Genomic DNA, 26,458 nt, shown 5'->3' with positions numbered 1-26,458 from the left:
TTGCGTCCTCCAAATTTATTTTACATAACCAAAAAATACATTTCCGCTGCCGCTTACCATTTGCGCCATCTCTTCAGGCGTAGCCGAATGACGTTCTCCGTCTGCCGGATCCAGATAAGCATACTTCGCATCCGTGTATCCGATGACCAGTACCGCGTGATCCACACTGAGCATTGCGATCACCGGTGTCTCATGGCTGATCGTATAGCGGATTTCTTCCGGTGTACATCCGGTCAGATCAAACCCTTCTCCACCGGTTGCTTCTGTCAGGATTTCTGCCGGCGACTTTCCGTTTTCCAGCTCTGTTGATGCATTTATATCTTCTGCGCCTTCCAGCTTCAGGATCCGGTTCAGGCACGCTGCAAGTGTACTTTCACCTTCTCCTGTCCGGAACTCATCCATATTATTTACTTCATAAATATCCGGCGTATTTCCGGACTCCCATACATATTCCTGTGATGAAGAAATGACCACACCTTTTATCTTCTCCGCTTCCTGGATCGCATAAGATGCTTTTTCATACACCCCCTGCAGACTGCCAAGTGCATATACATAATACTGATTCTTTACCTTCGGTTTGTCAAAGCTGACAACCATCGGTTTATCAAACAGTACCTGCTTTGGTTTTAAAATTTTTGCTTTGCTGTCTTTGATCCCATTTTCATAAGTAAGACGAACCAGAGTTCCCCGCAGATCATCATTGTAGGTCTCAACTGTGATATTGCTCTCTTCCTTCTCCTGATTGTTGGTAATATAATCTGCCGTTGTTGAAATATAGGTATTCTCATTTCTGTTTACCCGATTAAGTGTCATCATATTGTCTGCCACATAGCCATCCAGAATGTAAAAATCCTGTACCTCATAGGTCTTGGCTATCTCCTGTTTCTGCGTGATGATATCCACTTTATACATCGGGTACACACTCTGTCCGGATATATTGGTTCCTGCATCGCTTCCACGCAGCGTGCCATAGGCAAAATCATTCCGGATAAATCCGATCGGTTTGACATATTCGTCTCCTTCGGATGTAATATCAAAGGATTTTCCCGTCTTCAGATTCAACACGATAATCTTCTGCGACTCATTGATCTTTCCGCCCTCACTCTGGTAAGCAAGCAGATGTCCGTCTGGTGAAACCTGATACTGCCCTTCCTCCAGATCTTTCACCAGCACCTCTCTGGTGTTGTCCTTCAGATTCACAAGATACAATGTACCATCTATCATTACATAAAGATTCTCATCAGAATTGCTGTAATATACAAATTTACCCAGATCCTCTTTCATCAGATAATATCCGTCTTCACTAGGGACAAATGCTTTTTCCGTAACGGAATTTTTTTCTGCGTCAAAATAATAGACTGCTACACCTACCTGCCCTTCATGTACACCGCGATTCATATAACCCACTACAGTAAATGTGGTATTGCCTTTTTCATCTACTGAAATCAGGCGGATATCATGCAGGTCGCATAATGTACGCACATCCATGTTTTCCGCATCTGCGAAGCCGAATACCAGTGACATTTCATCCTCTTTTTTATCATAATGCCAGAGCTGGTTATCCTCTATAAATGCTACAATGGTTCCATCTGTATTAGTCTCATACTCCAGGTCCGTCGGCGCAATCCCAACAAGAACACCTTTCTGGTTCAGCGCAGTTGTCTTACCATCAAATCTCTGATTCATCGTGCGATCATAATCAAGCAGATACTGTTGTGCATCTTCCCCGGTGCGGATCCGGAAGAATTCCTTTACACTGTAAAGCCGATCAGCATAATCAGTATCCCCGGTGCACTTTACCTGGTATTTGAGGACAAGTGATGTGTAATTCTCATTGCATTCCTTAATTTCCCAGTATACATTTCCCGATACCTGCGGTGCAAGCGAACCCCATGTCACCTGTGACTGTGTCGATGCAAGTGTAACCTCCTGATAGGTGGAGCTGTCCTCACTGGAATCTGTTTCCAAATAGCTTTCGACCTTATCACCCTGATTTTCGAGTGCCGCATTGTGGAAATCATTTGCGAAATCCAGGCTTTTCTTATAGTTGCAATCTGCCGAATTCTTGATCCTGGTATAAAAATAAATATTTTGATTATCCAGGTACAAGGTTACTTTCAAAATCCTCTCTTCTTTCAGGATCTTCGTATTCTTGAAATTTAAAGTTACTGTATCCTGAACATCTTTAATGGTTCCCTCCTGAATACATTTTTTCCCATTCAGTGTATATACCTGCCAGTAAACCTTCTGGATCTGGTTATCATATTTTGCAATGTTCATATCCAGCTGGTTATTTGTGACGGGTGTCAGTGTATCACGCATTGAAGTAAGCGTCATATCGCTTTTATATCCCGGCAGTGAGTTCACTTCATATCCTTCTGTCGTAAAGGATATTCTTGGCAATGTCGCACCTCCCATATCTGCACTCATATCAGTGTTGCCTCTGTTCGTCACATAACTGGATACGATAACTGCAAGAATAAATACAGTAGTCAGTACCCCTGTCTTTATTGCTATCTTTTTAAACATTGTAATTATAGTCCCCTTTATCTTAATCTGCTAAATTTATACTCCTTTTTCTCCCTCTTCATTCTGCTGATCCAATAATCTCCCCAGCATTGGATCGATGTGAAGCATTTCTTCACATGTGCGGATTGCCTCTGTATTTTTTCCTTTATTTCCCGTGTAAATGGCCCGTATCAAAATATTCTTCGGTGTATGCTCCATATCGATAAACTCCAGGATCTGTGTGTCATATCCCTCCCTCTTGAGATATTCTGCACGCATAGCATCCGTGACAAGAGCTGCCATTCGCTCTTTGATCAGTCCGTAAGAAAACAGCGGTGCAAGTGTTTCATTTGCAATCTGACGGTTCACTTCATGCTGACAGCACGGAACCGAAAGAATGACCTTCGCTTTCCAGCCAACTGCTTTTGCAAGTGCAAAATCGGTAGCGGTATCGCAGGCATGCAGCGTCACGACCATATCCACTTCATCAGAGCCGGTATAATCTGCAATATTTCCTTCCATAAACTTCAGTTTTCTATAGCCATATTTTTTTGCAAGCTGGTTGCATGCATAAATGACATCCGTCTTCAGATCCAGTCCGATGATCCGGATATCATAACCTTTTAACTCATGCAAATAATAGTAAATTGCAAATGTCAGATAGGATTTACCGCATCCAAAATCCAGAATCGTTACTTCCCTGTCCTTCGGGAGCTCCGGAAGAACATCCTCGATAAACTCCAGGAAACGGTTGATCTGGCGGAACTTATCAAACTTTGTCCGCACGATTTCCCCTTCTTTTGTCATAACTCCCAGATCCTGTAAAAATGGAACTGCTTTTCCTTCCTCCAGGATATAATGCTTCTTCCGGTTGTGTGACAGATCAATCTCTTTGAACCTCCCGGTCTGAAGCCGTCTCTGAATCGTCATTTTCCCTTTTTTGCTGACCAGAACCTGATAGAGGAATTTTCTCGTCTCCATCTGCATCTGTTTGAATTCCTGCATGGCATTTTCAATATATCCTGCTGCTTCTTCATTCAGATTGTGGTGAAATACCTGGTTGTTCCGGTGCTCTTCGCACTGGTACAAAATATTGTCTTTATGCTCCACAGGGCGGATCTTAATCTTTACAATTCCGCCTTTTTCACGTGGATTGCTGATTATTGCTGATAAAAATTCTTTATTTAAACTCTTTTTTAAGATATTATTCAATGATTCCATTTTAATTTCCCCTTACATTTTAGGTTATATGTACGAATCCAGTTTTTATTGTAAAGCGAAATAAAATAGAGCGCAAGGGAAATTTCCCTTACGCCCCATATTTACCTGTTACTGTTCGACTTCCTGATAGACATCTTCCGTTTCTTTTGGAACCGGGAAACGGATCAGTACCTTGAACAGATCTCCGTCGAGATATAACTCGAATTTTCCCCCTTGAAGCTTTGTCAGATTCTGTGCAATCGAAAGACCAAGCCCGCTTCCTTCCGTGCTTCTGGATACATCTCCGCGGATAAATCTTTCTGTCAGCTCATCTGCCGAAATATTCAGCGGCTGCTCTGATACATTCTTGATCGTAAACTGTACTTCCTCACCTGTCTGAACCAGATCCACGTAGACCCGGCTTCCCTCCATTGCATATTTTGCCGCATTGTTAAATACATTTGCAAGAACTCTCCACATTCGTCTGCCGTCTGCGTAGATTGTTGCCGGTTCGGTCGGAAGATTCATGATCATTTTCAGATTCCTTGCCTCAAATTTTTCTTCAAACTCTGCACTGGTCTGGTTAACCAGCTCAACCAGATTCAGATTCATCATTTCCAGGCTGATATTGCCACTGCTTACCTTGGAAGCTTCTACCACATCCTCGGTAAGTGTCTTCAGACGATATGCTTTTTCTTCCAGAACCTGAAGATAATTCCGGATCTTCGGATCCTCAAAATCCTCTCTCTTTAAAAGGTCCACATAATTAATGATTGATGTAAGCGGCGTTTTGATATCATGGGATACATTTGTGATCAGATCCGTTTTGAGGCGTTCATTTTTTACGCTCTCTTCTACCGCCCGGTCCAGTCCATCTCCGATCTTATTGATGCTGACTGCTGCTTCAAGCTGTCCGCCTTTGAGTCCATTTAACGGAATCTGATAGTCAACCTGACCGTCTGCGATTGCTTTTACCCCTTTGATGATCCGCGCTCTTCCGATGGCTCTGCGCATCAGGCAGAAAAATGCCCCCGCCTCTGCCGCAAGCATTACGAACAGCCAGATTCCCGGCTCCCACATGGCGATCGCGATCCAGTGAACTACAACCAGTACTCCAAACAAAATCGCAGCTTTCCAGACCTCCCCCAGATGCCGGATTCCAATCCGGACGTATTTGATGATCAGACATAAAATACTGTTCTTCCACAAGGTCTTTGCCTTGATCCTTCTTACCATTCCAAGCCAGAAAGTAAGTCCTGTCATGCAAACGCTTACCGCAACAATCCCTGCAAAAATCAGTACCGATGTGCCATTGAAACCATCTCCGCTAAACCAGACTCCGTTCAGCAGACCGTAACTTAAACTGATTTCCCCGTAAATACATATCACCATAACTGCAACCGACAAAAGAATAAAGAGTTCTGTCTTCATTTTATCGACCCGATTTAACACAATGCCTTCTTCCCGGTTTGATCTGCCTGCAACAATTGTCAGCCATGCCAGAATTACAAGCATTGCAAATCCGGTTGCAATCGCAATCCAGAAGGTAAATCTTACCTGCGGTGCATACTCCTGATAAATCTTGCTCTCCTGATAAAAGTCATCCTGGATTGGATAGGAAGTATCTACCGCGAACACGCATTCGTAATTATCCATCCACATATTGCCACCGATCAGTGATTTCCACTGTGATCCGTCCATATCAATATCACTCTGGTACTCAGTAAGCTTTGGTGTGGCAACCGCATATACTCCCAGCTTTTTCATACTTTCCAGATTCTTTTCCCATTCATCAAATCTCTGATATGCAAGACGGTTGGTATAAACTTTTTTATTGTCCAGATCTACAATCATATATGCAAGATTGGTATTACCTTCTTTATATTCTTCCGTTACATACTGCCACGTCAAAAAATTATCCCGTACACTGTCCACAGTATTTCCAAGCATGGACATCGCATCACTTAACTTGCCGTTCCATCTGGAATCCTTGTTCACAACTTCCAGAAGATTCTTCGCGCCCACCGGTGCACAGTTTTCGGAAACTTTTTCTCCGTCATACCGCCAGCACTTTGTGTAGACCTGGCGATTTTCACTGTCCAGAATATTGCGGTAAATACTTGCGGAGTTCTCGATCCAGTCATTGATCAGAGAATCGATCACTTCTCCGGTGCTTTCCAGTGAATATTCATCTTTTGCCTCATCCATATTACCAAACTGAAGGTTCCCGTTTTTAAATTCTCGACGAAATTCTTTTTCATAGTAATAATGGTAGGTTCCGTCATCCTTCTGGCAGACGATGATCTCATCATCATTGTCTCCATCTGCCATCTTGGTCCCGTCTGCGTAGTACATCTCCTGATCGTTTTCCCAGTAATTCACAAGATCACCAAGACGGTATGCAAGCCCATTTACATTTTCATTTGAAATCTTACGATCTGAATCATATTCTTTCAGATCTACAATTCTGTTTTCATCATATTTTCCTTCTGTTTCAAAATTGCTGTCGTATCCTTCCGCAGCTGTAATATCATTTGCAGCACTCATCAGCTTGTCGGTAAACCCTTTTGACTGTTCATACTTCTTATGTGGCTTTTCAAACAGGATTCCTGCCAGATTATCGCCCGGATAACTGAATGTAAAAACCAGACATGTGATCATCACCACCGCTAAAATATGCTCCAGTACGATCAGGATTCCTTTACATGGTGCGCTCTGATACCATTTGTTATTCATAAGACCTCCTAACCGATCTTCTCTACCTTATATCCGACACCCCATACTACCTTCAGGTAACGTGGCTCTTTCGGATTGATTTCGATTTTCTCCCGGATATGGCGGATATGTACGGCAACGGTATTGTCCGCTCCGATTGCTTCTTCATTCCAGATATTTTCGTAAATCTGATTGATAGAGAACACCTTTCCCTGATTTTTAACGAGTAACAGTAATATATTGTATTCAATCGGTGTCAGCTTCACTTTTTCGCCGTCCACAGTCACTTCTTTCAGATCATCCCTGATCACAAGTCCCCCGGTCCGGAACTCACTCTGGTTGTCAGATCTCGCCGTACTTCCAAGCTGGGTGTAACGTCTGAGTTGGGATTTTACCCTTGCCACCAGCTCCAACGGATTGAACGGTTTGGTTATGTAATCATCTGCACCGATATTCAGTCCTAAAATCTTGTCCGCATCCTCTGATTTGGCGGATAAAATAATAATCGGGAGGCTCATGTTTTCCCGGATCTTGAGTGTCGCCCGGATTCCGTCCAGCCGCGGCATCATCACATCCATGATCAGAAGATCAACTTCATTACTTTTCAATACCTTGATCGCTTCGTCGCCATCATACGCCTTCAGGACTTCGTATCCTTCCTGCGTCAGGTAAATATCTATTGCTTCTACAATGTCTTTATCATCATCACATACTAATATTTTCGCCATCTTTTTCACCTCCTCTATACTATACAAGATTAGCAGAGATTTTTTAAGAGATAGGGCGGGATTTTCTTAAGATTTTTTTGAGATTTGAAAATGTGGTGCGAGATGATCTATATTTGTCAGATACAGATTCTTGTGCAAGCACCAATCTGCACCTGACTCATCATATACGCAAAAAACTCCCGGCAAGTTTTACTTTACCGGAAGTTTTCTCTTGTGAGGTAATATTTATGATTTCTACTTTTCGTCTTCTCTGTGATCTGCTTTTATATTGCGGTATCCTACGATCAGTCCAAACCCGATCAGTCCAACACCAACTATCAGAAACAGAATCGTCGCCACGATCATAACAAGCTGTTCATTACCATGACTTGTGGAAATCGCCCTGAACATCTGGTATGCCAGTGTCAGCAGATAAAACCCGGCCATTGCATAAATCGCCAGTCTTGCATTTTTCTTCCATCCGTCATTCTCCGGCATCTTATTCTCGTCCATAACATTTCCCAGCCTTTTCTTTTTATTTTCTTACCAGATATTTTCTCATATCAATTGCACATGCGATCAGAATAATCAGACCTTTGATCACATACTGCATATTCTGACTTACTGCCAGGAACTGCAGTGCAACGAAGATGATTCTCAGAATGAACACCCCTAAAACAACGCCGCTGATCTTACCGGTACCACCTACAAAAGATACACCACCGATTACACAGGCAGCAATCGCATCACACTCGTAGTTCAGACCTGTATTTGCCTGGTTGGAACCGATACGTGCAGATTCAATGAATCCAGTGATACCATACATGCATCCTGCAAGTGTATGTACCAGAATGGTTGTTCTCATAACATTTACACCAGATACATTGGCAGCTTCCGGGTTGGAACCAACTGCGAACATATTCTTTCCAAATGTTGTCTTATTCCACATGAACCACATGAATACAACTACAACACAAGCGTACCATACATAGTTCGGGATCGGAACGCCACGGATCTTTAAGAAACTTCCTGTTACAAAATTCTTAAAGGATTTGTCCAGTCCGGAAAGTGGCTGTCCGTTGTTACCGTTCAGCATAATGTACATCAGAAGAATTCCGTATACGATCAGCTGTGTTGCCAGTGTTACAATGAATGGATGTAAGTGGAATTTCGCTACGAAGAATCCATTTACCCATCCAACAATACCTCCGACTACGATTACGATCAGAATAACCAGTGGTATCGGAAGAACCGGAAGATCCGGGAAAATTTTGGTTGCATAAGTTACTGACTGCAAAAGTGATGCAGAAATACATGCTGTAAGACCTACAACACGTCCGGCTGAAAGGTCTGTACCGGTAAGTACGATCGTTCCTGCAATACCACACGCGATCGGAATGTTCGCTGCAGACAGCGAGATAATGTTAACAATAGATGCCACGCTCAGGAATCTGCTGTTCTGTGTGTAAGTGTAAATAACTGCGATAATGATCAGAAGATAAATCGCATTATTGATAAGTCCTTCTTTCCACGCTTTTGCCTTGTCTGCGGAATCCAGTGCTTTGTATTCTGCATAGCGTGATTTTATATTTGCAAATGCTTTCATCTGGGAAGCCTCCTTCTTTTTGTTTGAAAATTACACATACTTTGCTGCGTAAGTCATGATCAGTTCCTGCGTCGCCTCTTCAGCGTTAATCTCTCCGGCAAGTCTTCCACCGGACATAACCATGATACGGTCACAGATTCCGAGAAGCTCCGGCATTTCTGAAGAAACTACAATAACTACTTTGCCGCGGTTCGCAAGATCGATGATGAGCTGATAGATCTCATACTTTGCACCGACATCGATTCCTCTTGTCGGCTCATCCAGAAGCAGTACTTCCGGATCGGTAAGAAGCCATCTTCCAAGGATAACCTTCTGTTGGTTTCCACCGGAAAGTGCACGGATCTTTGTCTCCTGCGACGGTGTCTTTGTCCGCAGCGCATCAATATATTTCTGCGTATCTTCTTTCATGGATTTTTCACTCAGATAAAATCCTTTTTTGTGTCTCTTTAAGCTGGAGATAACGGTATTTTCACGAATGTTCAGGATGCCGAAGATACCGGTTGCTCTTCTCTCTTCTGTCAGAAGTGCAAATCCGTTCTTGATCGAATCCTGTGCATTCTTATTGCTGACTTGTTTTCCGTCAAGTTTTATCGTTCCTGATTTCCTGGTTGCAATTCCAAAAATTGTCTCCAGAGTTTCTGTACGCCCACTTCCGTCAAGTCCGGCAATTCCAAGAATTTCTCCTTTTCTTGCTTTGAAGGAAACATCATTCAGGATCGAATACATTCCGGAAAGGTGTTCCACTTCAAGCGCTACATCGCCCGGTTTATTTGTCTTTGGCGGGAACTGATTGGTAAGCTCACGTCCAACCATCAGGCGGATGATATCATCCATCTCCAGATCATCTGCTTTCTCTGTTGCTACCCAGGTTCCGTCACGCATGATCGTGATTTCATCTGAAATCCGTTTGATCTCTGCCATTTTATGTGAAATGTAAATGATTCCGCATCCTCTCTTTTTCAGCATCTCAATGATATCAAACAGATGCTCTACTTCCTGCTCTGTAAGGGAAGAAGTCGGCTCATCAAATACGATGACTTTTGCATTCACAGATACTGCTTTTGCAATCTCTACCATCTGTCTCTGTGATACCGGCATCGTACTCATGATCCTTTTCGGATCTACATCAATTTTCAATTCTTCAAATACTTTTTTTGTGTCGTCATAGATTTTTTTCTCATTTACCATAACGCCGCCCACTTTCGGGTAACGTCCGAGCCAGAGATTATCCATGACGTTTCTTTTGAGCGCCTGGTTCAGTTCCTGGTGAACCATTGCAACTCCATTTTCAAGAGCTTCTTTCGAATTCTTGAAATTAATCTCTTTTCCCTCCAGCTCAATCTTGCCACTGTCTTTGTCATAAATTCCGAAAAGGCATTTCATCAGTGTTGACTTTCCGGCTCCATTTTCACCCATCAGTGCATGGACAGTGCCTGCTTTAACTGTCAGGGACACATGATCTAATGCTTTTACGCCCGGAAATTCTTTACAGATATCCGTCATCTGCAGTAAAACATCCTGTTTCATAGCTGTCCTCCTGTCTCTCATCTTCTAATCTCGCATACCTTTCGAACCTGCCACTATGCAGTTCCATCCGGCTGCGTCACAACTTTAGAAAAGGTGGCTGGCCAACCACCTGGCCGCCACCTTTATTTTTTACATTTTTATTTTCCTGAGTATTCCTGGTAAGGAATGAAGATCTTGTTGCTTACTTTATCAGAAATGTTGTAAGAATCTGTTCCATCCATCAGATCTTTTCCATCTGCTGCATTCTTAGCAAGATCTGCGATACAAGCTGCCATACCATCTGCATCCTGTTTAACAGTTGCTGTCATCTTGCCATCTCCGATCAGCTGTTTTGCTGCATCTGTAGCATCAACACCAAATACCGGAATCATCTTTCCGTCTTTGCCTGTTCCAAGGTTGTATCCCTTATCATTCAGAGCAGAGATTGCGCCTTCTGCCATACCGTCGTTGTTGCAGATAACAAGCTCGATCATGTTATTGCTTCCTTCGTTGTACTGGGAAAGGTTGGTTGTCATATAGTTGTTTGCTGCTGTTGCACTCCAGTTACCATCCTGGTCAACCTGGTATTTGTCACTGTTAGAAGCATCGAAATATTCCAGTGCCGGTTTGCCAGCTTCTGTGATGATCTTGTCTGCATCTTCTACAGCAAACTGTGTACGGTAAATAGCTTCTGCATTTCCAAGCTGTCCCATAAACATTGCGTAAGAGATTTTTCCATCTCCGTTGAGATCCATTTCATCAAAATGTTCTACTACATAGTTACCGATCATTTCGCCCTGCATATGTCCTGCTTCCGGAGCGTCTGTTCCTACGAATGCGCACTTTTCATAGCTTCCAAGTACATCGCCTTCTGTCTTGTCATCTTCGATCGCACGGTTAAAGAAAATAACCGGGATTCCTGCTGCTTCTGCTTTTTCAACGATCTGAGAAGAAGCATCTACAGAACCGGATGTAACGATGTTGACGATCAGTGCTGTAGCACCTGTCTGGATCGCTGTATCAATCTGTTCGTTCTGTGTTGTCTGGTTGCTGTTTCCATCATAGTCCTGATATTCAACACCCATCTCGTCAAGTTTTGCATCGAGTGCTGTACGGACAGATGCGATATAAGTATCAGAATAGGTATAGTAGAATACTGCGATATTAGCGTCTGATGATTTCTTATCACTGCTTCCACCATCACTGTCACTCTTACCGGAGCCCCCGCATCCTGCAAGCATTCCAAGTGCCATCACACCTGCGAGCATCGCTGCTACAATTCTTCTTTTCATAATTTCGTTCCTCCTTGTATAACGTTTACTTGATGATACGAGTATAACAAGAAGAGAATAAAATACCCATGTGAAAAACTACGAGGGGTTTGTGAATTTCAACGTTTATATAAATTTTTACTTAATTTCGTCCATAAATGTTTCAAATGCCCAATTCTTTAAAAAGCTGTAGTCCAAATATTTTTCAGACTACAGCTTCTATACTTCCGAGCAGCTACAAACATTCCACCCGTTACTTTTCTTCAAATGAAAAGAGCGCCTTCTGGCTCTTATCATCATACATATTTTCTCTTGTCACCAAAATACTGCTGGTTGCCGTCTCTTTCTTTTCCGGCTTCTGACCATTCAGTAGTGTATTGATCTGCTCAATCCCCAGGTATCCCATCGCATATGGGTTTTGGACGATCAGCGCATCTACATTTCCTTTTTCCAGCATTCCAATGGATTTTACGTTACTGTCAAACGCAACAACCTGCGTCCGCTCTCCTGCGCCAAGTGCTTCTACCGCATCCCCGACTCCAAGTGTTGTCCATTCATTAAATGTCACGATCACATTGATCTGCGGATTGTCAAGCAACATCCTCTCGGTGCCCTCTCTTGCGTCGGTGATCGTAGACTTCACATTGATGGACGCCGTAATATTTGCCCGGTCATCATTAAGAACCGTATCCCGGAATCCCTTTTCACGAAGCTGCCCGTTCTCCGTACTCTTATCAAAATTTACGATTCCGATATTTAGATTTTCCGCCGGATTACCAAGCACTTCTTCTCCTGCCATACATCCGGCTTCATAATTGTCTGTACCAATATAGCATTCCACAGCCTCACTGTTTACCGGACTGTCCACAACCACAATTCTGATTCCTGCCTTTGCCGCACGGTCGATTGCTTCCGCATTCTTTTCAAAATCAATGGCAGAGAACAGAAGTGCATCTACCTGTTCCCGGATCGCCCGGTCTATCATTTCATTCTGCGCCTCATAATCTTCCTCACCGTCTCCATCCGGTCCTTCGCACACCAGATCCAGATTATATTCCGCACTTGCCGCACCGGCTCCCGCATATGCGGACTGCCAGAAAGAAGAATCCATGGATTTTGTCAGAAACACTACTTTTTTCTTCTCGATGACGCTATTTGTACTGCCTTCTTTTCCTTCCCAAAGTCCGTCACCCGTCAGGACAAAAAACAGAATTGCAAGTAGGATCACACCTGCACCAATTGCAATAAATGGTTTTCTTCTACTTTTTCTCATATTCTTCCTCCCTGACCTTCGGCATACGGATCGTCACACAGGTCCCTTCATCCAGCTCACTTGTGATATTCAGTCCATAATTGCTTCCAAAATAAATCTTGATCCGGTCATTTACATTCTTGATTCCGATTCCGGTACGGTCTCCCGGCTCTTTGCGCAGAATCTCCCGGCACTGTTCTTCCGTCATACCGATTCCGTTATCCTCCACCTGGAAAATAATATCTTCTCCGTCCTCAAAAATACGGATCCAGATCTCACCCTCATCGATCATCTGCTTTACACCATGATAAATTGCATTCTCGATAATTGGCTGCAAAGTAATTTTGTTACAAAGATACGAAAGACACGACTCTTCCACCTCAAATGAATAGGTAAATTTGTTCTTATACCGATAATTTTCAATCTTCAGATAACTCTTTGCATGTTCCACTTCTTTTTCGATCGGAATCAGCTCATGCCCTTTACTGATACTGATACGGAACAGCCTTGCAAGTGCCGTAACCATCTCTTCTGCATCTTCATTTTTCCCATCTTCACACATCCATGCAATCGCATCCAGTGTATTATACAGGAAATGTGGATTGATCTGCGCCTGAAGCGCTTTCAGCTCTGTTTTCCGCAGTGTGATTTCTTCCTGTCTGACCTGCTCCATCAGCTTCTGGATCTTCACAACCATGTGTTCAAACGAGTTGGATAAAGTCGTGATCTCTGTAGTTCCCGCCATCGGCTCAAATACAAAATTTTCAGCATTTTTTTCAAACCGGTGCATGTCATCGGCAAGCTGCCTTACCGGTGCTGAGAACAGTTCTGAAAATGCCCATCCGAGAAGAAAGACTGCTCCCATAACCAGACACAGGACGATCAGAAGTCTGGATACCGCACTGCTTACCTTCTCCGTAATCATTTCATCTACATAGCAGACACCTACAATTTTCCAGTCACAGTTCTCCAGATTTTTTACAGTATAGATCGCCTGTTCCTGAATATGTGTCCCTTCTTTTAAATCCATTCCCTTCTCTTCTTTTAACCCGGAATAAATGAGCTGCTGCTGTGGATGATAGATCAGATTGCCTTTTTCGTCCGCAATATAGGCATAGCCGTGCTGCCCGATCCCTACATCATCAACATAATTGGCAATGTCAGAAAAACGGATGTCAATATTTACCTGTATACTGGTTCCGTCTTCTTTCTGAATCTTCTGGTAAACGGTTACAACCCATGGATAATATCCCTCAAACAAAGATTCCACATATGGTTTGGTTATACGCAGCCTGCCATCGTCATCTTCCATTTCGGTACTCTGAACAATGCGATAATTCTCTTTCAGCTTCTGCCCTCTGTTCCAGTAACGCAGAAGCTCCCCATCTTCACCACAGATTGTTACCGCTACTACATCGGAACGGATATTTACCAGATTCTGGATATATTCCTCAGAATGATTATTCTCATGACGCATTCTCGCCACGATCCCTTCCAGTATGATCCGCATATCCTGTGTATAATTCTCAACCGTATTCTGTACCTGTTCACAGCTCTGGGAACTGCTTGTCACTGCACTTTGCTCCATTGCATTCCGGTAAATCTGAACAAAAATAAGCGTTGCAGCCACTACCGAAATCAGGACGATTCCCATTACCATTGCAATAAACACACCGGAAATAGATATATTCCATCCCTTGTGCTGATCTGCTTCTTTTTTACGCCTGTTCATGTTCCCTCCTGTATTTGTTCGGTGATACTCCAGTCAGCTTTTTGAAGCAGTGGCTGAAATAATACTGATCCTTATAACCACACAGCTCTGTAATCTCACCGATCTTCATACCGGTACACTGCAGAAGCTCCATTGCCTTTTCAATTCGTTTTTTCGTCAGGATCTCAACCATTGAACTGCCTGTCGTCTTTTTTATCAGACTGCTGAGATAATTCGGCGACACCCCGATCTCTTCACTGATGATCATAACAGACAGATCCTGTTGGGCATAGCGGTCCTGTATGATCTGCACTGCCTGCTCGCAGATCACCTCGCTGCTCTTCTTTCTCTGATCCATAAGCATTTTTTTAGCCTCCATACACAGCATTTTTATGATCTGAAAATTCTCTGCCATACGTTCCATTTCACGCATCTGCTGCATGGAATATTTTTTCTGAAGAACTTCTACACCACATTCCCCGATTGCCATATAAATAACCTTATATACTGCCGCCCCAATCTCGGTCAAAAGTATCGTACTAAGTACCAGTGTATTCTTGCCTCCATTTCGCAGCTTCTTTTCCAGATCATCCAGATAAATCTCCAGATCCTCTGCCATTCCACCACGTAAAAAATTCTCCATCGTTGCTGTAATTTCCTGTATTTCTCCCTGTTCCAATCCCGATCCGTGCTCTGCATCGGAAATGAAATAGACACTGCTTTTATCCTTTCTGGAATAACTGAGCGCATTCATCGCCTCCAGATAGCTCTCTCTGCATTTTCCAAGAGTATTCACACTCCTGCTTACCCCGACCTGACAGCAATATCCCATAATACGCTCCACACTCTGAACAATTTCTTCTACAATAATATGTAAATACTTACCCATACCTCCCGGAGTCGTCGCGATCAGCGATACCACTCTTCCTTCCAGATGGCAACTTACATAATGAACATATTTTTTCAGGATCATATCAACTGCATTTACACTGCTATAGCTTGTCTGATCCTTTCCATTTGCATCACGGATTCCGGTTACAAGCACCACATACTGCATATTATCCGGCTTCGGATTACGGATCAGCTCACATTCCTCTGCCCGCTCAAGAAGTGCCTCTTCGGACACCCGTTCATTCTGAAAGCTGTCGAGCAAAAGCGGAATAAGGAATTGCGTCTTGCGGATATCCAGCTTCTCTTTTCTTTCTTTTGTAAATTCTTCCACTCGCTGATCCATGGCTTTTTTAATCTTTATCAATTCCGCCTCGATCTCTTTTGCTGAAATTGGCTTCAGCATATAACTTACAATATTATATTGAATTGCCTGCTGCGCATAGGTAAAATCATCAAATCCACTTAAAAATGCGATCTGTACCATCGGGCGAACTTCCCTGACCGCCCGTGCCAGCTCAATCCCCGATAAAAATGGCATCTTGATATCGGTAAGGAGCAGATCTGGTTCCATCTTTTCAACCAGTTCCAGCGCGTCTGCACCGTTTTCAGCTTCCCCGACCACTTCAAAACCAATCTCTTCCCACTTTACCCTGCGAACAAGACTTCTGCGGATTTCCTCCTCATCATCAGCAACAACAACTGTATATTTCATATTTCTCCCTTTTTCACTTACTGTCAAATTTTCATCTGGTTACAGTTTCTCTTTTTATATTATAGAAGATTCATATCCACTTTTCCATAAATATATCTCCACTCAAATTTGTAAAATTCTACGATTGTATACACAACAATAGTATAAAAAACGGACAGGCTGAATAGCTTTTCAGTCTGTCCGCTTTTTACATCTTCTTATGCTGTTTTAAAAATTACATTTTTATAACGATTCAATGCAGTATAAAGGACTAATCCAAGCACACCACATCCGACAACTTCTCCGACACCAACTGTCAACATCATAAACGGAATCGGAAGTGCTACTCCATATCCGTAACGAAGTACAAACGGAACGATTACTGTGTTAGCAATAATCGGTGGTAACGGTGCAAGGAAACGGTTTTTGTTACGAAGCTGATAAGTAAAAAATGCTCCGATCAAAGTTGCAATGCTTCCGAAAATGATATCCGGCAGGATTGCTCCTCCGAGAATGTTTCCAACAATACATCCAACGAAAAGTCCAGGAATCGCTGCTGGTGTAAATACCGGAAGGATCGTAAGTGCTTCTGCAATACGTATCTGTACTTCTCCGAATGAAAATGGTGCAAATACATAAGTAAGCACCACGTAGATTGCAGCGATCATCGCTGCCTGAGTCATAAATGCTACATTCTTGTTCTTCATATGAAATTCTCTCCTCTAGTTTTGTTTTACGAGTGGAAGGTCACGAACACTCGATTCATTTTCGCGCAGCAATGAGTCTGGCATCCATGCTTGCATGGACATCTGACGAATGCCACGGAAGGCACATACTGTAAGTATATGACCTTACGCCGGGAATCGGCGAAACCCTTGTAAGACCTTGTTTTTAGGGGTTTTGTAACGGGTGTTAGTATAGCATGGTGGGGATGAAAAATCAAGGTAAGTACCAAAAAATTTACGACACTGGTAAACATTTCGTTCCCCCCTTGCGTCCTGCTGCCAGATATGCTATATTTAAGACATAAAGAGGGAAACCGCAAGCGGCTACCCGCAAATAGTGTCAACTATTACTAATGTCAGTCGTCAACTATTCCCAGTAGTTGACGGCTATTTTCGTTTACCCTTATAATCGAGCCGACATTTTAACGTACCAGTCAAAAATGACTAAATTTTTCTCTATAAATCAGGAGCCCGGTCACCACTTTGGCGACCGGGCTCCTGATTTAAAACATAACAAAAGCGGGTGATGGGAATCGAACCCACGTATCCAGCTTGGAAGGCTGGTGTTCTACCATTGAACTACACCCGCGTGACTCTTATTATTATATTCATCATTCAACTGTTTGTCAACAACTTTTTTGTTTTTTTTATTTTTTTATATTTTTTTTCGTTATTTTTTTATTTTTCCACTTTTTCTTTCCCTTACTTCATTTTAATGTTATAATGAAGAAACTCAGTGTACTGATAGGAGGGATTAAATATGAAAATTACAGAAGGCTACATGCCTTATCTTGGATACAAAACCTACTACCGTATTGCAGGCGAATGCTCCGACAATAAAAAACCACTCATTCTGCTTCACGGCGGGCCTGGTTCTACACATAACTACTTTGAAGTACTTGACCGGCTTGCTGATGAAGGTCGTGCAATTATTTCCTATGACCAGCTCGGCTGCGGTAATTCTTACGTAGAAGGACATTCAGAACTCTGGTGTTCTGAAACTTGGATGAATGAATTGATCGAACTCAGAAAATATCTCGGACTTGATGAACTTCATCTTCTCGGACAGTCCTGGGGCGGAATGCTCTCAATCGAATACTTATGCGATCACAAACCAGAAGGGATCAAATCCGTTATTCTTTCCAGCACCCACCCATCTGCCAGATTGTGGGCCCAGGAACAACACCGGATGATCAAATTCATGTCCCAGGAAGATCAGGACGCCATTGCCAAAGCTGAAGCAACCGGCAATTTTGACGATCCGGCATATCTCGCAGCCAATGAACGCTTTATGCTTCTTCATGCCGCCGGCGTACCAAAAGACACCGATCCTGAATGCCTGCGCCGTCCAAAAAAGGTTGGAACAGACTCTTATATCACCGCGTGGGGACCAAATGAATACACGCCAATCGGAAATCTCAGCAACTATGAGTACCGTGGCAAACTGAAAAATATCAAAGAGCCGGCACTTATCATCAACGGAGCCAACGATCTGTGCACTCCACTGGTTGCAAAGACCATGTATGACAGTATCCCGAATTCACGCTGGGAACTTTTTGATGACTGCCGTCATGTATGCTTCGTTGAAGATACCGACCGCTATTGCAGGCTTTTAAATGAATGGATGGAGCAAAACGACTAAACCTGCTTATCAAAAATGCAAATCCCTTTGAAAATACAAATCTGCACTTAGCTCATCATATACGCAAAAGACGCATATGCCCGACAAAATTTTTGTTCAGGCATATGCGTCTTTTTGCACTTTTTACTGCTCTCTGAAAGTGATCTCACCCGTCTCACTGTCCATAGCTTCTACAATCGCAAGTGATTCCAGCGGATATCCAAGGTTGCGGATGATTCTTCCGCCGGACTGGAATCCTTTTTCGATCACAATTCCAATTCCCTCTACAGTTGCACCTGCCTCTGTAACCAGCTGAATCAGCCCCTGCAGCGCACATCCATTCGCAAGGAAATCATCAATAATGAGCACATGATCTTCCTCTGAAAGAAATTTCTTTGCTACAATTACCTGGTTCTTGCATTTGTGGGTAAATGATTCGACTTCTGCTACATACATCTCCCCTTCCAGATTGATGCTCTGTGTCTTTTTTGCAAATACAACCGGCACATGAAAATGCTTGGCTACAATACAGGCAATCCCGATACCAGAAGCTTCGATTGTCAGGATCTTGTTGATATTCTTATCTGCAAATCTCTTCTTGAATTCCGCTCCGATCTGGTCAAATAATTCAATATCCATCTGATGATTCAGAAAACTGTCCACCTTAAGAACATTTCCCTCTTTCACGATTCCATCTTTGACAATACGTTCTTCCAAAAAGTTCATCTTACGTTCTCCTCTTCCTTTAATATTCCATGTATTTTTTTCATTGTATCAGTCTGAGCCATGAAACGCAACCCTCTGCGCTATTTTACCAGAATCTTATAATCCTTTTCAAAAATATTGCCCGGTTCCAGTTCATTCCCCCACTCCCTGTTTTCCAGAATATGGTCAAAATCTTCTCTGTCACTTCTTCCATACCATGGCTCAATGCATACGAAAGGTGCGTGTTTTTTTGCCGGAGACCAGATTCCAAAAAGCGGTGCATCAAATTCTACTTCCAGATAAACCTTTCCATCTGCATCCGCAAGACCGATCCTCTGTGCCTGATGATTTTCAATAATAAGTGCATCCTCATCAAATAAATGTTCCTCAAGCTTCAGACATTTTCCGAAAAGATTTAAGATTTTTGTCCGTGGACAAAGTGCACCTTCTTCATTCACGATGCTGCTCGTGAGCGGTCCTTCTGTATCAAATATCAACTGACAATCCTCCTGCTTTTCTCCTTCTTTCAAAGGACAGTTAAATGCCGGATGCCCTCCGATCGAAAAATACATCTTCTTATCATTTGGATTTTCTACTTTCCACATTACTTCCACCTGACGTCCGGAGAGTCTGTATCCTACTTTCAGAATAAAATGAAATGGATATTTTTCCAAAGTACTTTCTGTATCTTTCAGTACAAACCAAATCTCTTCTTCTGTCTGGCTCTCCAGATCAAATTCCATGTCTCTTGCAAAACCATGCTGTGACAGCGTATATGTCTTTCCTTCGTATACCGACTGCTTCTGCGCATAATTTCCTACGATTGGGAAAAGAACCGGTGATGTTCTTCCCCAGAACTTTGGATCTGCCTGCCACAGATATTCCTGCTCTGTCTTATTGTCTTTTAGCGATTTCATTTCTGCGCCTGCTGAAATAACAGTCAGTGTAAGTTCTTCATTTTTCAGTTGATATGCTCCCATTTTTATGCCTCCATTCCTTTCTGTATCTACTTTTCTGCCTCTACGCTGGCAAATTGCGTATTTAACAGAATCCCGGTTAAACAAAAAGCAGGAGAAATGCTGTAAATTCAACGTTTCTCCTGCTTTTCAAACACTGCCGCAGACCGGAATCGAACCGTTTTTCTTAATCTCAAATACTGATAGAAAGGGGCTTTGAAGACTTCATCACGGTTGCGGTGTTCAAAAAGTGTTCAAACGTTTGTCGCATACAAACTAAAAAGTTGTTACTTTCTGCATAGTGTATTTTCTAAAATGATAATTACTACGACATCAACCAAAATAATCCCCAATGCAATATATACAAAAAATGCAGGCAAAATATTTTCAAGCAAGCCCATTGTCAATGCAAGAATTGCTATAATAGACATTCCAATTCCCATTGTTCTGCATAACTTCTTTTCATCATATTTTTCCTTTTCTTCTTTTGAAGCCGTATTATATCCGGAAATAAACCAACTCCCGTGTCCAGAAAGTAAAATAATAGAAAATACAGCAAATATCACAAAGACAATCCACACTATCCAATCAGAACCTGTTGCTAAATCTACTAATTTCATTTATAAGCACCTCCTTAAATTCCGTTTTTCTTAATTCGATAAACTTGAATTTATACCCGGTACTTGTCTCGATTTATAGTCATATCAACCAAATGAAATACAAGTAAGATAATAAAAAAAACGGAAACTATTATTATTCCTGCGCCCAGCTTGATAAAATCAATTATACCGCCAAGACAAAAGAGCATTGCCCATGTCTTAATCCGTTTTCCAGTAACTCTGCATATTTTCTCTGTGTTTAATCCAGTATAATCTCCTGATAAAAACAGCACACTTCTTTCTGTATTCCTTGATTTGATAAAAAATCTTCCAACAAAAAAGAGAACAGTTGCCATCAGTAAATCAATAAATATAATTATTATTTTCATTTTCAACACCTCTAATTCTAAGTTCACAACTTCAAATTGTTTTAATTCTTCTCAGTTCCACCTTCTTTCCCTTCGGACAAGAAGTATCCCTCGCTCAAAGAGCTCGGTCAATTCAAATCTTCTATTGCTTTCAGTCTCTGCTGAAGACTGAAAGTTACCTTCGCTTTACTATTTCTAATAGTTTTCTCACATAATCATTTGCGTGGTTTATTGAAAACTCTCCATGATACATATTAGGAAGAACTTGTATAAAACTATCCTGCAATTTTTCATGAATGATTTTAGCGGATTTTTTCATTGATTGCTTTTCTTTTTCTCCAACATAAATTTGAACGGTTGCTTCACACTCTCCAATGCCATCTTTTAGTGAATATACTGAGTTTTCCTGTAAAAAGGCAATCATATCACTCTTTCTAATAGCACAAGTATCTTTGTAATATTCATCAAACAAATTCGACTTTATTCGTAGTGATTTGAATTGCAATTTTGAAAACCACTTATACTTTATTAAGCCATAGCAACTTCCAAACGCCGGTTTAATCATAGAATATGTAAATTTTGAAGGTATCACAAGTACACTTTCCACTATTGCATACTTACATATATCTTTGCGTTGAGATAAAATTTCAAGCAAAATCTGCCCTCCAAGCGATAGTCCTCCCATCATTAAAACAGAACCGCCCAATTTGCTATTTACAAATTCTATAATATCCAAAGCATTATTCTCTATCGTTGTAAACTGCTTATCACATCCTGCATGACCATCTAATATAGGCAAAACCACATGATAATCTGTTTGAAGTCTTTCAGCAACCTCTTTGTAATTCCACCATGATAAACCGCCTCCGTGTAAGAGGATAATTACATCGCTGTTTTCTTTTCCATATTCTACATAATTCAACCTCTTTCACCTCACTGTAAACTTCCGATTTTCTCAATTCTCCAAACTTGAATTTACTTTAATAAATATTTTTCAAACGCTTTATGATTATCAAAGTGGACTTCTCTAAAAAACAGAACTAACCAAATAATATAGGTTGGTATAGCTATATATGGGGTTAAAAAGCAGGATAATAATGCTCCTGCCAACATTATAATAGCCCACATAAAGCACTGATTTCTTATATCACGAGAGATATGAGCTTTATCATACAATGCCTGTTCTTCTTTAGAAAATGAATTAAATCCTGAAACAAATTTTGCTGCTTTTGCCTTAAAAATCGCAAATAAAACACCTATAATCAGAAATGGTATTACCAAAATTATACACGACCAAAATCCTATATTCATAATACATACCTCCGCTTCAAACTTTGATTTCTCTGTTTCATGTTATTCACAGTATAATTCCATTTTATAAAATATTCAATTAAAAAGGTATGCGAATATTTTTTATTTCCGCATACCCATTTATCACTTTATTCTTTTACATATCGAATTAACTCACCAATTTCACATTCAAAATAGTTGCATAGTTTACAGATTAAATTTGCATCCAGTCTTTGAAATTCATTTCTGCAATATCTATTGAAATTTGACCTTGGGATATCGAGTTCCTTACAAATCATATTCTTACTGATACCTTTTTCTTGTAACAGTTCTTCTATTCTTAATTCTAAATGTCCATAATTCATGTTCCGCACCTCTACATAAAGTATATTTATTAAATCTTTATGTAGTAATTCACTATATAGTGAGGTACTATATAGTCAGTTCCTTGTTAATAACACAAAAGAGGTATGTACATGAAAAAGAAAATCATAGCAACAATCACAATGCTCTGTTTACTGACCGTTCTCTATAATTATCTCAGACTGCCGGACTATCATATTACTAACAGCATATCCTTTAGCAGTGCAGATACCAGAGATACTGAATTGACTGTAATTGTTTACAAATGTTGGGAAATTGATGGATTAATCAAAGACATTGAAAATGAACATAACAAAATCAATGGTACGCCTACCACCTTGGAAATCAAGCTCTATTATCCAACTTATTACTTGCACAATAATAGCAAACCATTCCGAACTACAACCATTGAATATAATAAAAAAGAATAGCACTCTATTACTGCTTTTGAAGTAGTATCGGCTATTCCCTCTCCTTATATTCTTTTGTTCGTATTTTCGCAAACTAACGTTCCGCAAGGATGCCCAGTGCGACGGTTCCTAACAGGGCGGCGGGTCGACTGGGCAAGTGGACGGCTGAAAAGCATTTTCTACTCAACGACATATTTAACGTTTGATTCTCTCCGTCCCTCATATTTCTCCTGTGCCAACAGTTTATCAAGAAATTCTGACACTTCTTCCATGTCTTCACTGTCTATCAAATCCAGTTTTATCAATACATCAAGGTCTGTCTGATTCTTCGGTTGTATTGAGATCGGCTGAGATGTATCCACAACCACTTTCAACTGTTTTGTCTTATTTGCTGTTTCAATATCCGTAGTTAATCCCATAACGTGGCTTTTACTCACGCCGAATATCTGTGATAATTTTTCCCATATAGATTCATCTCTCGGCGTTCCGTTTCCATTTTCATAGTTCGTAAGCATACTTTGTGAAATGCCTAATTCTTTTGCAAGTTCCGCAACGGTTATATTCTTTTCTTTCCGCAATTCTTTTATTTTATTCATAGCGAACCTCCTTTATAAGCACATTATATTTCATCAAATTTTCTCTGTCAATCTTTTTATCGGATATTCAGATATTTTCTATTGACATTCTGCAACGCTTGTTTTATCATAAGATTATCTTAATATCTGATAATCAGATATCTGTAAGGAGGTGAAACGATGATTAGAGGAAATGACTTTATTTTAAATCCAGACAAACTGCAAGAGGAATTTCAGTTAGTAGAAGTTTCCGACTGGATAGACTTTTCTACAAAAGAAAAATTAGGATTCTACTATACAGTTCTTCTTCCAAAATTAAAGTTTGAGAAAGTCAAAGTAGGCATTAAAGCCAACACAGCGATTGTTACCAACGAGGAACTTGAACAAAAAGGGCAGATTCCAGTCTCATTTGATGGCTTACATACTTGGGCTAGTCTCTATAATGGACGTCTTTCTGTCAAAGCAGAAGCTTCCAATATCAGAAAAGTGGAAATGAAATAATTTCCCTACTATGTCAGCCAGTCAGTACCGGACAACGTCATAGGTGCTGAACTGGCTGACCTCTATACTTGATATATAAAACAACATCTTCCGAAAACAATCGGAACATTCATTACAAAAATTGGGATATGAGGTGAGATTCGTGAGCAAAACAAAAGAGTGTTTTGCATACAATACGAAAATCATTGAAACTCCTACTACAAAAGAAGTATATATTTACGAAAACCCTATTTTTATTCACTCGAAAGAAAAGGCAGATTTAACAGACACAAGTAACCGAAAAAAATTTGATGAAATGTCAGCTCATAAGCAATATGACAGTTTAAAACGCAAGCAGAAGCATTACGAACAGGCTCGTTGGGATATTGCCCGTATTGTTGACTGCAACTTTGATAACAAAACAAAATTTGTAACGCTGACATTTAAAGAAAACATTCAGGAAATCCTGATAACTAACCGAGAATTTAAGTATTTTATCCAGCGATTAAATTATTATTTGTACCATACCAAAACCCAGTTATTAAAATACCTTGCAACGTGGGAGAAACAGAAGCGTGGAGCAATCCATTATCATGTTATTTTCTTTGATTTTCCGTATATAGCAAAAGAAAAATTACAGAATTTATGGTCACATGGATTTATTAAAATCAATCGCATTGATGTAGACAGCAAAGAAAACAGAGGTCGTTATCTTAGCAAGTATTTTGGAAAAGACCTTGATTTGAAAGAACATAAGAAAAAAGCCTTTTTTAAATCTCAAAATCTGAAAGTTCCACACGAAACAAAAGTCATGCTGACCGAAGACATTTTACATGACTTACAAAAAGAAAATATCGTCTTTCAGAAAGAATACACAAGGCAAATTTACGATACCAACGCTTTCTTATCTACTGGTTCATGCTTAAAGGACAGCAGTGTTATCTACATCAAAATTAAAAAAGAAAATCCTTGCGTAAAGGGGGAATCTTATGGATAATCCCGTTACGTTTTCAGATATAACATTATTGAATACGTTAGCCACCTGTGCTAACATGAGCACAGATGAAGTCTTCAAAGATTTTAAAATTATGGCAAATAAAAAAATCTTGAAGAATCACAAATATGAAATTTATTACTCGGAATCAGAAAAAAGCTGGCGTACTTATTTACCCGATGAAACCAAACCTAACAAACGCCGTCCTGTTAAGAGGAAGAGTAAAGAGAACCTTGAAAAAGAAATCATCAGATTTTATCTCGAAAAGCAGAAAGCTGAAAACCGTCAGAATGTCACACTGGAAGAATTATATGTTGAATGGCTTTTGTATAAAAGAGATTATACTTCCGTAAAAGCAAAAACAATTCAAGAGTATGTATCTGAATGGAATAGATTTTTCAAAGATACAGAACTTGTTAAAATGAAGATAGGCGAAATCAAACCAATCACGCTTATCCGCTTTTTCAGAGAAGCTACAAAAGACCGACAGTTCACGCACAAGCGAGTCAGTAATGCCCGTTCTGTTTTGAATGGAGTAATGAGTTATGCGATCGAAGAAGAAATTATATCACATAATCCTGTCTCTGATGTGAATTTCAAACAGTTTACCTATAAGCCAGTAGAAGTACAAAGTGACAATGTATTTTCTCGTGATGATACGCATAAGTTATTAAATTATCTTCGGTGTATCATAGAGCCATATTCTCTTGCAATACAGTTATCTTTCTATCTGTTTATCCGTGTTGGAGAAACAAAAGCTATCCGTTGGGAAGATATTGACTACAATAACAGGCTTGTATATCTTCACAGACAGGCGACCTGTGAACGTACATTGAATGATGATTTAACATTCTCAAGCCGAAAAGTAAAAGTAGTAAATCAAATGAAAGGAAATACTTCTCATGGATTCCGTAAACAGTTCCTTACAGACGAAGCACTTAAAATTCTTCACAAAGCAAAGGAATTAAATCCAAATGGAATATATGTCTTTGAACCCAACGGCGAGATTATGACAACAGACAGCTTTAATCGCCGTTTGAAGAAATATTGCAAAGAAGCCGGTGTTCCTTATCATTCCAGTCATAAAATCCGCTTTTACAATGCTTCAACAGCTTTTGACGGAAATAATCTTACAACCCTTAGTTATTTAATGGGGCATAGTGAGACAGCTACAACATTGCATTACTTGCGGAATGTCAATAAGAGGAAGAATGACAGGCTTGCTTTTCAGAATCTTGGTATTTCATCATAAAGTGTTCAAAGGTGTTCAAACTTTTTGAAGCAAAAAAATAAGAGAAACGCTGTAAATTCAAC

The 26,458-nt window shown here is 40.7% G+C and carries 25 protein-coding genes and 1 tRNA gene; 5 read left to right on the top strand and 21 right to left on the bottom strand.

Going from position 1 to position 26,458, the window contains the following annotated elements:
• Positions 1-15 precede the first annotated feature (15 nt).
• The 13 genes from PG840_RS12680 to PG840_RS12620 form a co-directional block, all read right to left on the bottom strand.
• Entirely contained in the window at positions 16-2,529 is a 2,514-nt protein-coding gene (locus PG840_RS12680; RefSeq protein WP_117835922.1) for a hypothetical protein, read from the bottom strand.
• Between the two features lie 36 nt (positions 2,530-2,565).
• Positions 2,566-3,729 (bottom strand): class I SAM-dependent methyltransferase, encoded by a 1,164-nt coding sequence (locus PG840_RS12675; protein WP_270205819.1) that lies wholly within the window; start codon positions 3,727-3,729, stop codon positions 2,566-2,568.
• A 108-nt stretch (positions 3,730-3,837) separates the two neighbouring features.
• Positions 3,838-6,444 carry a histidine kinase dimerization/phospho-acceptor domain-containing protein gene (locus PG840_RS12670; protein ID WP_270205818.1) on the bottom strand — a complete coding sequence of 869 codons (2,607 nt, stop codon included), beginning with the start codon at positions 6,442-6,444 and terminating at the stop codon, positions 3,838-3,840.
• 8 nt (positions 6,445-6,452) lie between these two features.
• Positions 6,453-7,151 (bottom strand): response regulator transcription factor, encoded by a 699-nt coding sequence (locus PG840_RS12665; RefSeq protein WP_117559421.1) that lies wholly within the window; start codon positions 7,149-7,151, stop codon positions 6,453-6,455.
• 234 nt (positions 7,152-7,385) lie between these two features.
• The gene (locus tag PG840_RS12660) at positions 7,386-7,643 is read right to left on the bottom strand and encodes a hypothetical protein (RefSeq protein ID WP_270613698.1); all 258 of its coding nucleotides are present in this window, start codon (positions 7,641-7,643) and stop codon (positions 7,386-7,388) included.
• A gap of 22 nt (positions 7,644-7,665) precedes the next feature.
• Positions 7,666-8,736, bottom strand: a complete 1,071-nt coding sequence (locus tag PG840_RS12655; protein ID WP_117824392.1) for a galactose/methyl galactoside ABC transporter permease MglC — start codon at positions 8,734-8,736, stop codon at positions 7,666-7,668.
• Between the two features lie 30 nt (positions 8,737-8,766).
• Entirely contained in the window at positions 8,767-10,263 is a 1,497-nt protein-coding gene (locus PG840_RS12650) for a sugar ABC transporter ATP-binding protein (protein ID WP_055249308.1), read from the bottom strand.
• Positions 10,264-10,400: 137 nt separating this feature from the next.
• Complete coding sequence (locus PG840_RS12645) at positions 10,401-11,534, bottom strand: galactose ABC transporter substrate-binding protein (RefSeq protein WP_270205817.1); 1,134 nt, start codon at positions 11,532-11,534, stop codon at positions 10,401-10,403.
• A gap of 232 nt (positions 11,535-11,766) precedes the next feature.
• The gene (locus PG840_RS12640; RefSeq protein WP_118219331.1) at positions 11,767-12,786 is read right to left on the bottom strand and encodes a substrate-binding domain-containing protein; all 1,020 of its coding nucleotides are present in this window, start codon (positions 12,784-12,786) and stop codon (positions 11,767-11,769) included.
• The gene (locus PG840_RS12635) at positions 12,773-14,497 is read right to left on the bottom strand and encodes a sensor histidine kinase (protein WP_270205816.1); all 1,725 of its coding nucleotides are present in this window, start codon (positions 14,495-14,497) and stop codon (positions 12,773-12,775) included. The genes PG840_RS12640 and PG840_RS12635 overlap by 14 nt, the downstream gene beginning before the upstream one ends.
• Entirely contained in the window at positions 14,484-16,079 is a 1,596-nt protein-coding gene (locus PG840_RS12630; protein ID WP_270205815.1) for a response regulator, read from the bottom strand. Before PG840_RS12630 ends, PG840_RS12635 begins: the two co-directional genes overlap by 14 nt.
• 197 nt (positions 16,080-16,276) lie before the next feature.
• Complete coding sequence (locus PG840_RS12625; protein WP_008371036.1) at positions 16,277-16,765, bottom strand: QueT transporter family protein; 489 nt, start codon at positions 16,763-16,765, stop codon at positions 16,277-16,279.
• Positions 16,766-17,301: 536 nt separating this feature from the next.
• Positions 17,302-17,372, bottom strand: a tRNA-Gly gene (locus PG840_RS12620).
• 171 nt (positions 17,373-17,543) lie between these two features.
• Between PG840_RS12620 and pepI the strand changes: the two genes are divergently transcribed.
• Positions 17,544-18,425, top strand: coding sequence for a proline iminopeptidase (gene pepI / locus PG840_RS12615; protein ID WP_270613697.1), 882 nt, complete (start codon positions 17,544-17,546; stop codon positions 18,423-18,425).
• 123 nt (positions 18,426-18,548) lie between these two features.
• Here pepI and PG840_RS12610 read toward each other — a convergent pair whose 3' ends face one another.
• The 7 genes from PG840_RS12610 to PG840_RS12580 form a co-directional block, all read right to left on the bottom strand.
• Positions 18,549-19,130, bottom strand: coding sequence for a xanthine phosphoribosyltransferase (locus tag PG840_RS12610; protein ID WP_022220300.1), 582 nt, complete (start codon positions 19,128-19,130; stop codon positions 18,549-18,551).
• A gap of 80 nt (positions 19,131-19,210) precedes the next feature.
• Complete coding sequence (locus PG840_RS12605) at positions 19,211-20,089, bottom strand: aldose 1-epimerase family protein (RefSeq protein WP_117559329.1); 879 nt, start codon at positions 20,087-20,089, stop codon at positions 19,211-19,213.
• A gap of 263 nt (positions 20,090-20,352) precedes the next feature.
• On the bottom strand, positions 20,353-20,685 hold the full coding sequence (locus PG840_RS12600) for a DUF3784 domain-containing protein (RefSeq protein ID WP_117455464.1): 333 nt from the start codon (positions 20,683-20,685) through the stop codon (positions 20,353-20,355).
• Between the two features lie 50 nt (positions 20,686-20,735).
• Positions 20,736-21,053 (bottom strand): hypothetical protein, encoded by a 318-nt coding sequence (locus PG840_RS12595; RefSeq protein WP_005611085.1) that lies wholly within the window; start codon positions 21,051-21,053, stop codon positions 20,736-20,738.
• A 154-nt stretch (positions 21,054-21,207) separates the two neighbouring features.
• A complete protein-coding gene (locus PG840_RS12590) occupies positions 21,208-21,954 on the bottom strand; it encodes an alpha/beta fold hydrolase (protein WP_117455466.1) in 747 nt (248 codons plus the stop codon).
• A 53-nt stretch (positions 21,955-22,007) separates the two neighbouring features.
• Positions 22,008-22,343 (bottom strand): DUF3784 domain-containing protein, encoded by a 336-nt coding sequence (locus PG840_RS12585; protein ID WP_117455468.1) that lies wholly within the window; start codon positions 22,341-22,343, stop codon positions 22,008-22,010.
• A gap of 128 nt (positions 22,344-22,471) precedes the next feature.
• Positions 22,472-22,687, bottom strand: a complete 216-nt coding sequence (locus PG840_RS12580; RefSeq protein ID WP_004845965.1) for a helix-turn-helix domain-containing protein — start codon at positions 22,685-22,687, stop codon at positions 22,472-22,474.
• A 111-nt stretch (positions 22,688-22,798) separates the two neighbouring features.
• On the opposite strand from PG840_RS12580, the gene PG840_RS12575 reads away from it, so the two are divergent.
• Complete coding sequence (locus PG840_RS12575) at positions 22,799-23,116, top strand: hypothetical protein (protein ID WP_040015282.1); 318 nt, start codon at positions 22,799-22,801, stop codon at positions 23,114-23,116.
• A 158-nt stretch (positions 23,117-23,274) separates the two neighbouring features.
• Here the strand turns inward: PG840_RS12575 and PG840_RS12570 are convergent, their stop codons facing one another.
• Positions 23,275-23,691, bottom strand: a complete 417-nt coding sequence (locus PG840_RS12570; RefSeq protein WP_005424130.1) for a helix-turn-helix domain-containing protein — start codon at positions 23,689-23,691, stop codon at positions 23,275-23,277.
• Positions 23,692-23,850: 159 nt separating this feature from the next.
• Between PG840_RS12570 and PG840_RS12565 the strand changes: the two genes are divergently transcribed.
• The 3 genes from PG840_RS12565 to PG840_RS12555 all read left to right on the top strand — a co-directional run bounded on the left by PG840_RS12565 (position 23,851) and on the right by PG840_RS12555 (position 26,396).
• Positions 23,851-24,171 (top strand): hypothetical protein, encoded by a 321-nt coding sequence (locus PG840_RS12565; protein ID WP_055195245.1) that lies wholly within the window; start codon positions 23,851-23,853, stop codon positions 24,169-24,171.
• 142 nt (positions 24,172-24,313) lie between these two features.
• The gene (locus tag PG840_RS12560; RefSeq protein ID WP_173794097.1) at positions 24,314-25,147 is read left to right on the top strand and encodes a rolling circle replication-associated protein; all 834 of its coding nucleotides are present in this window, start codon (positions 24,314-24,316) and stop codon (positions 25,145-25,147) included.
• Entirely contained in the window at positions 25,140-26,396 is a 1,257-nt protein-coding gene (locus PG840_RS12555; protein WP_117455470.1) for a tyrosine-type recombinase/integrase, read from the top strand. The genes PG840_RS12560 and PG840_RS12555 overlap by 8 nt, the downstream gene beginning before the upstream one ends.
• Positions 26,397-26,458 lie beyond the last annotated feature (62 nt).

This window comes from Coprococcus sp. AM97-35 (genome assembly GCF_027697525.1).
Classification (GTDB): Bacteria; Bacillota; Clostridia; order Lachnospirales; family Lachnospiraceae; genus Allocoprococcus; species Allocoprococcus comes.
The sequence above is the reverse complement of the archived record's forward strand: the minus strand, read 5'-3'. Positions and strand labels throughout refer to the sequence as shown.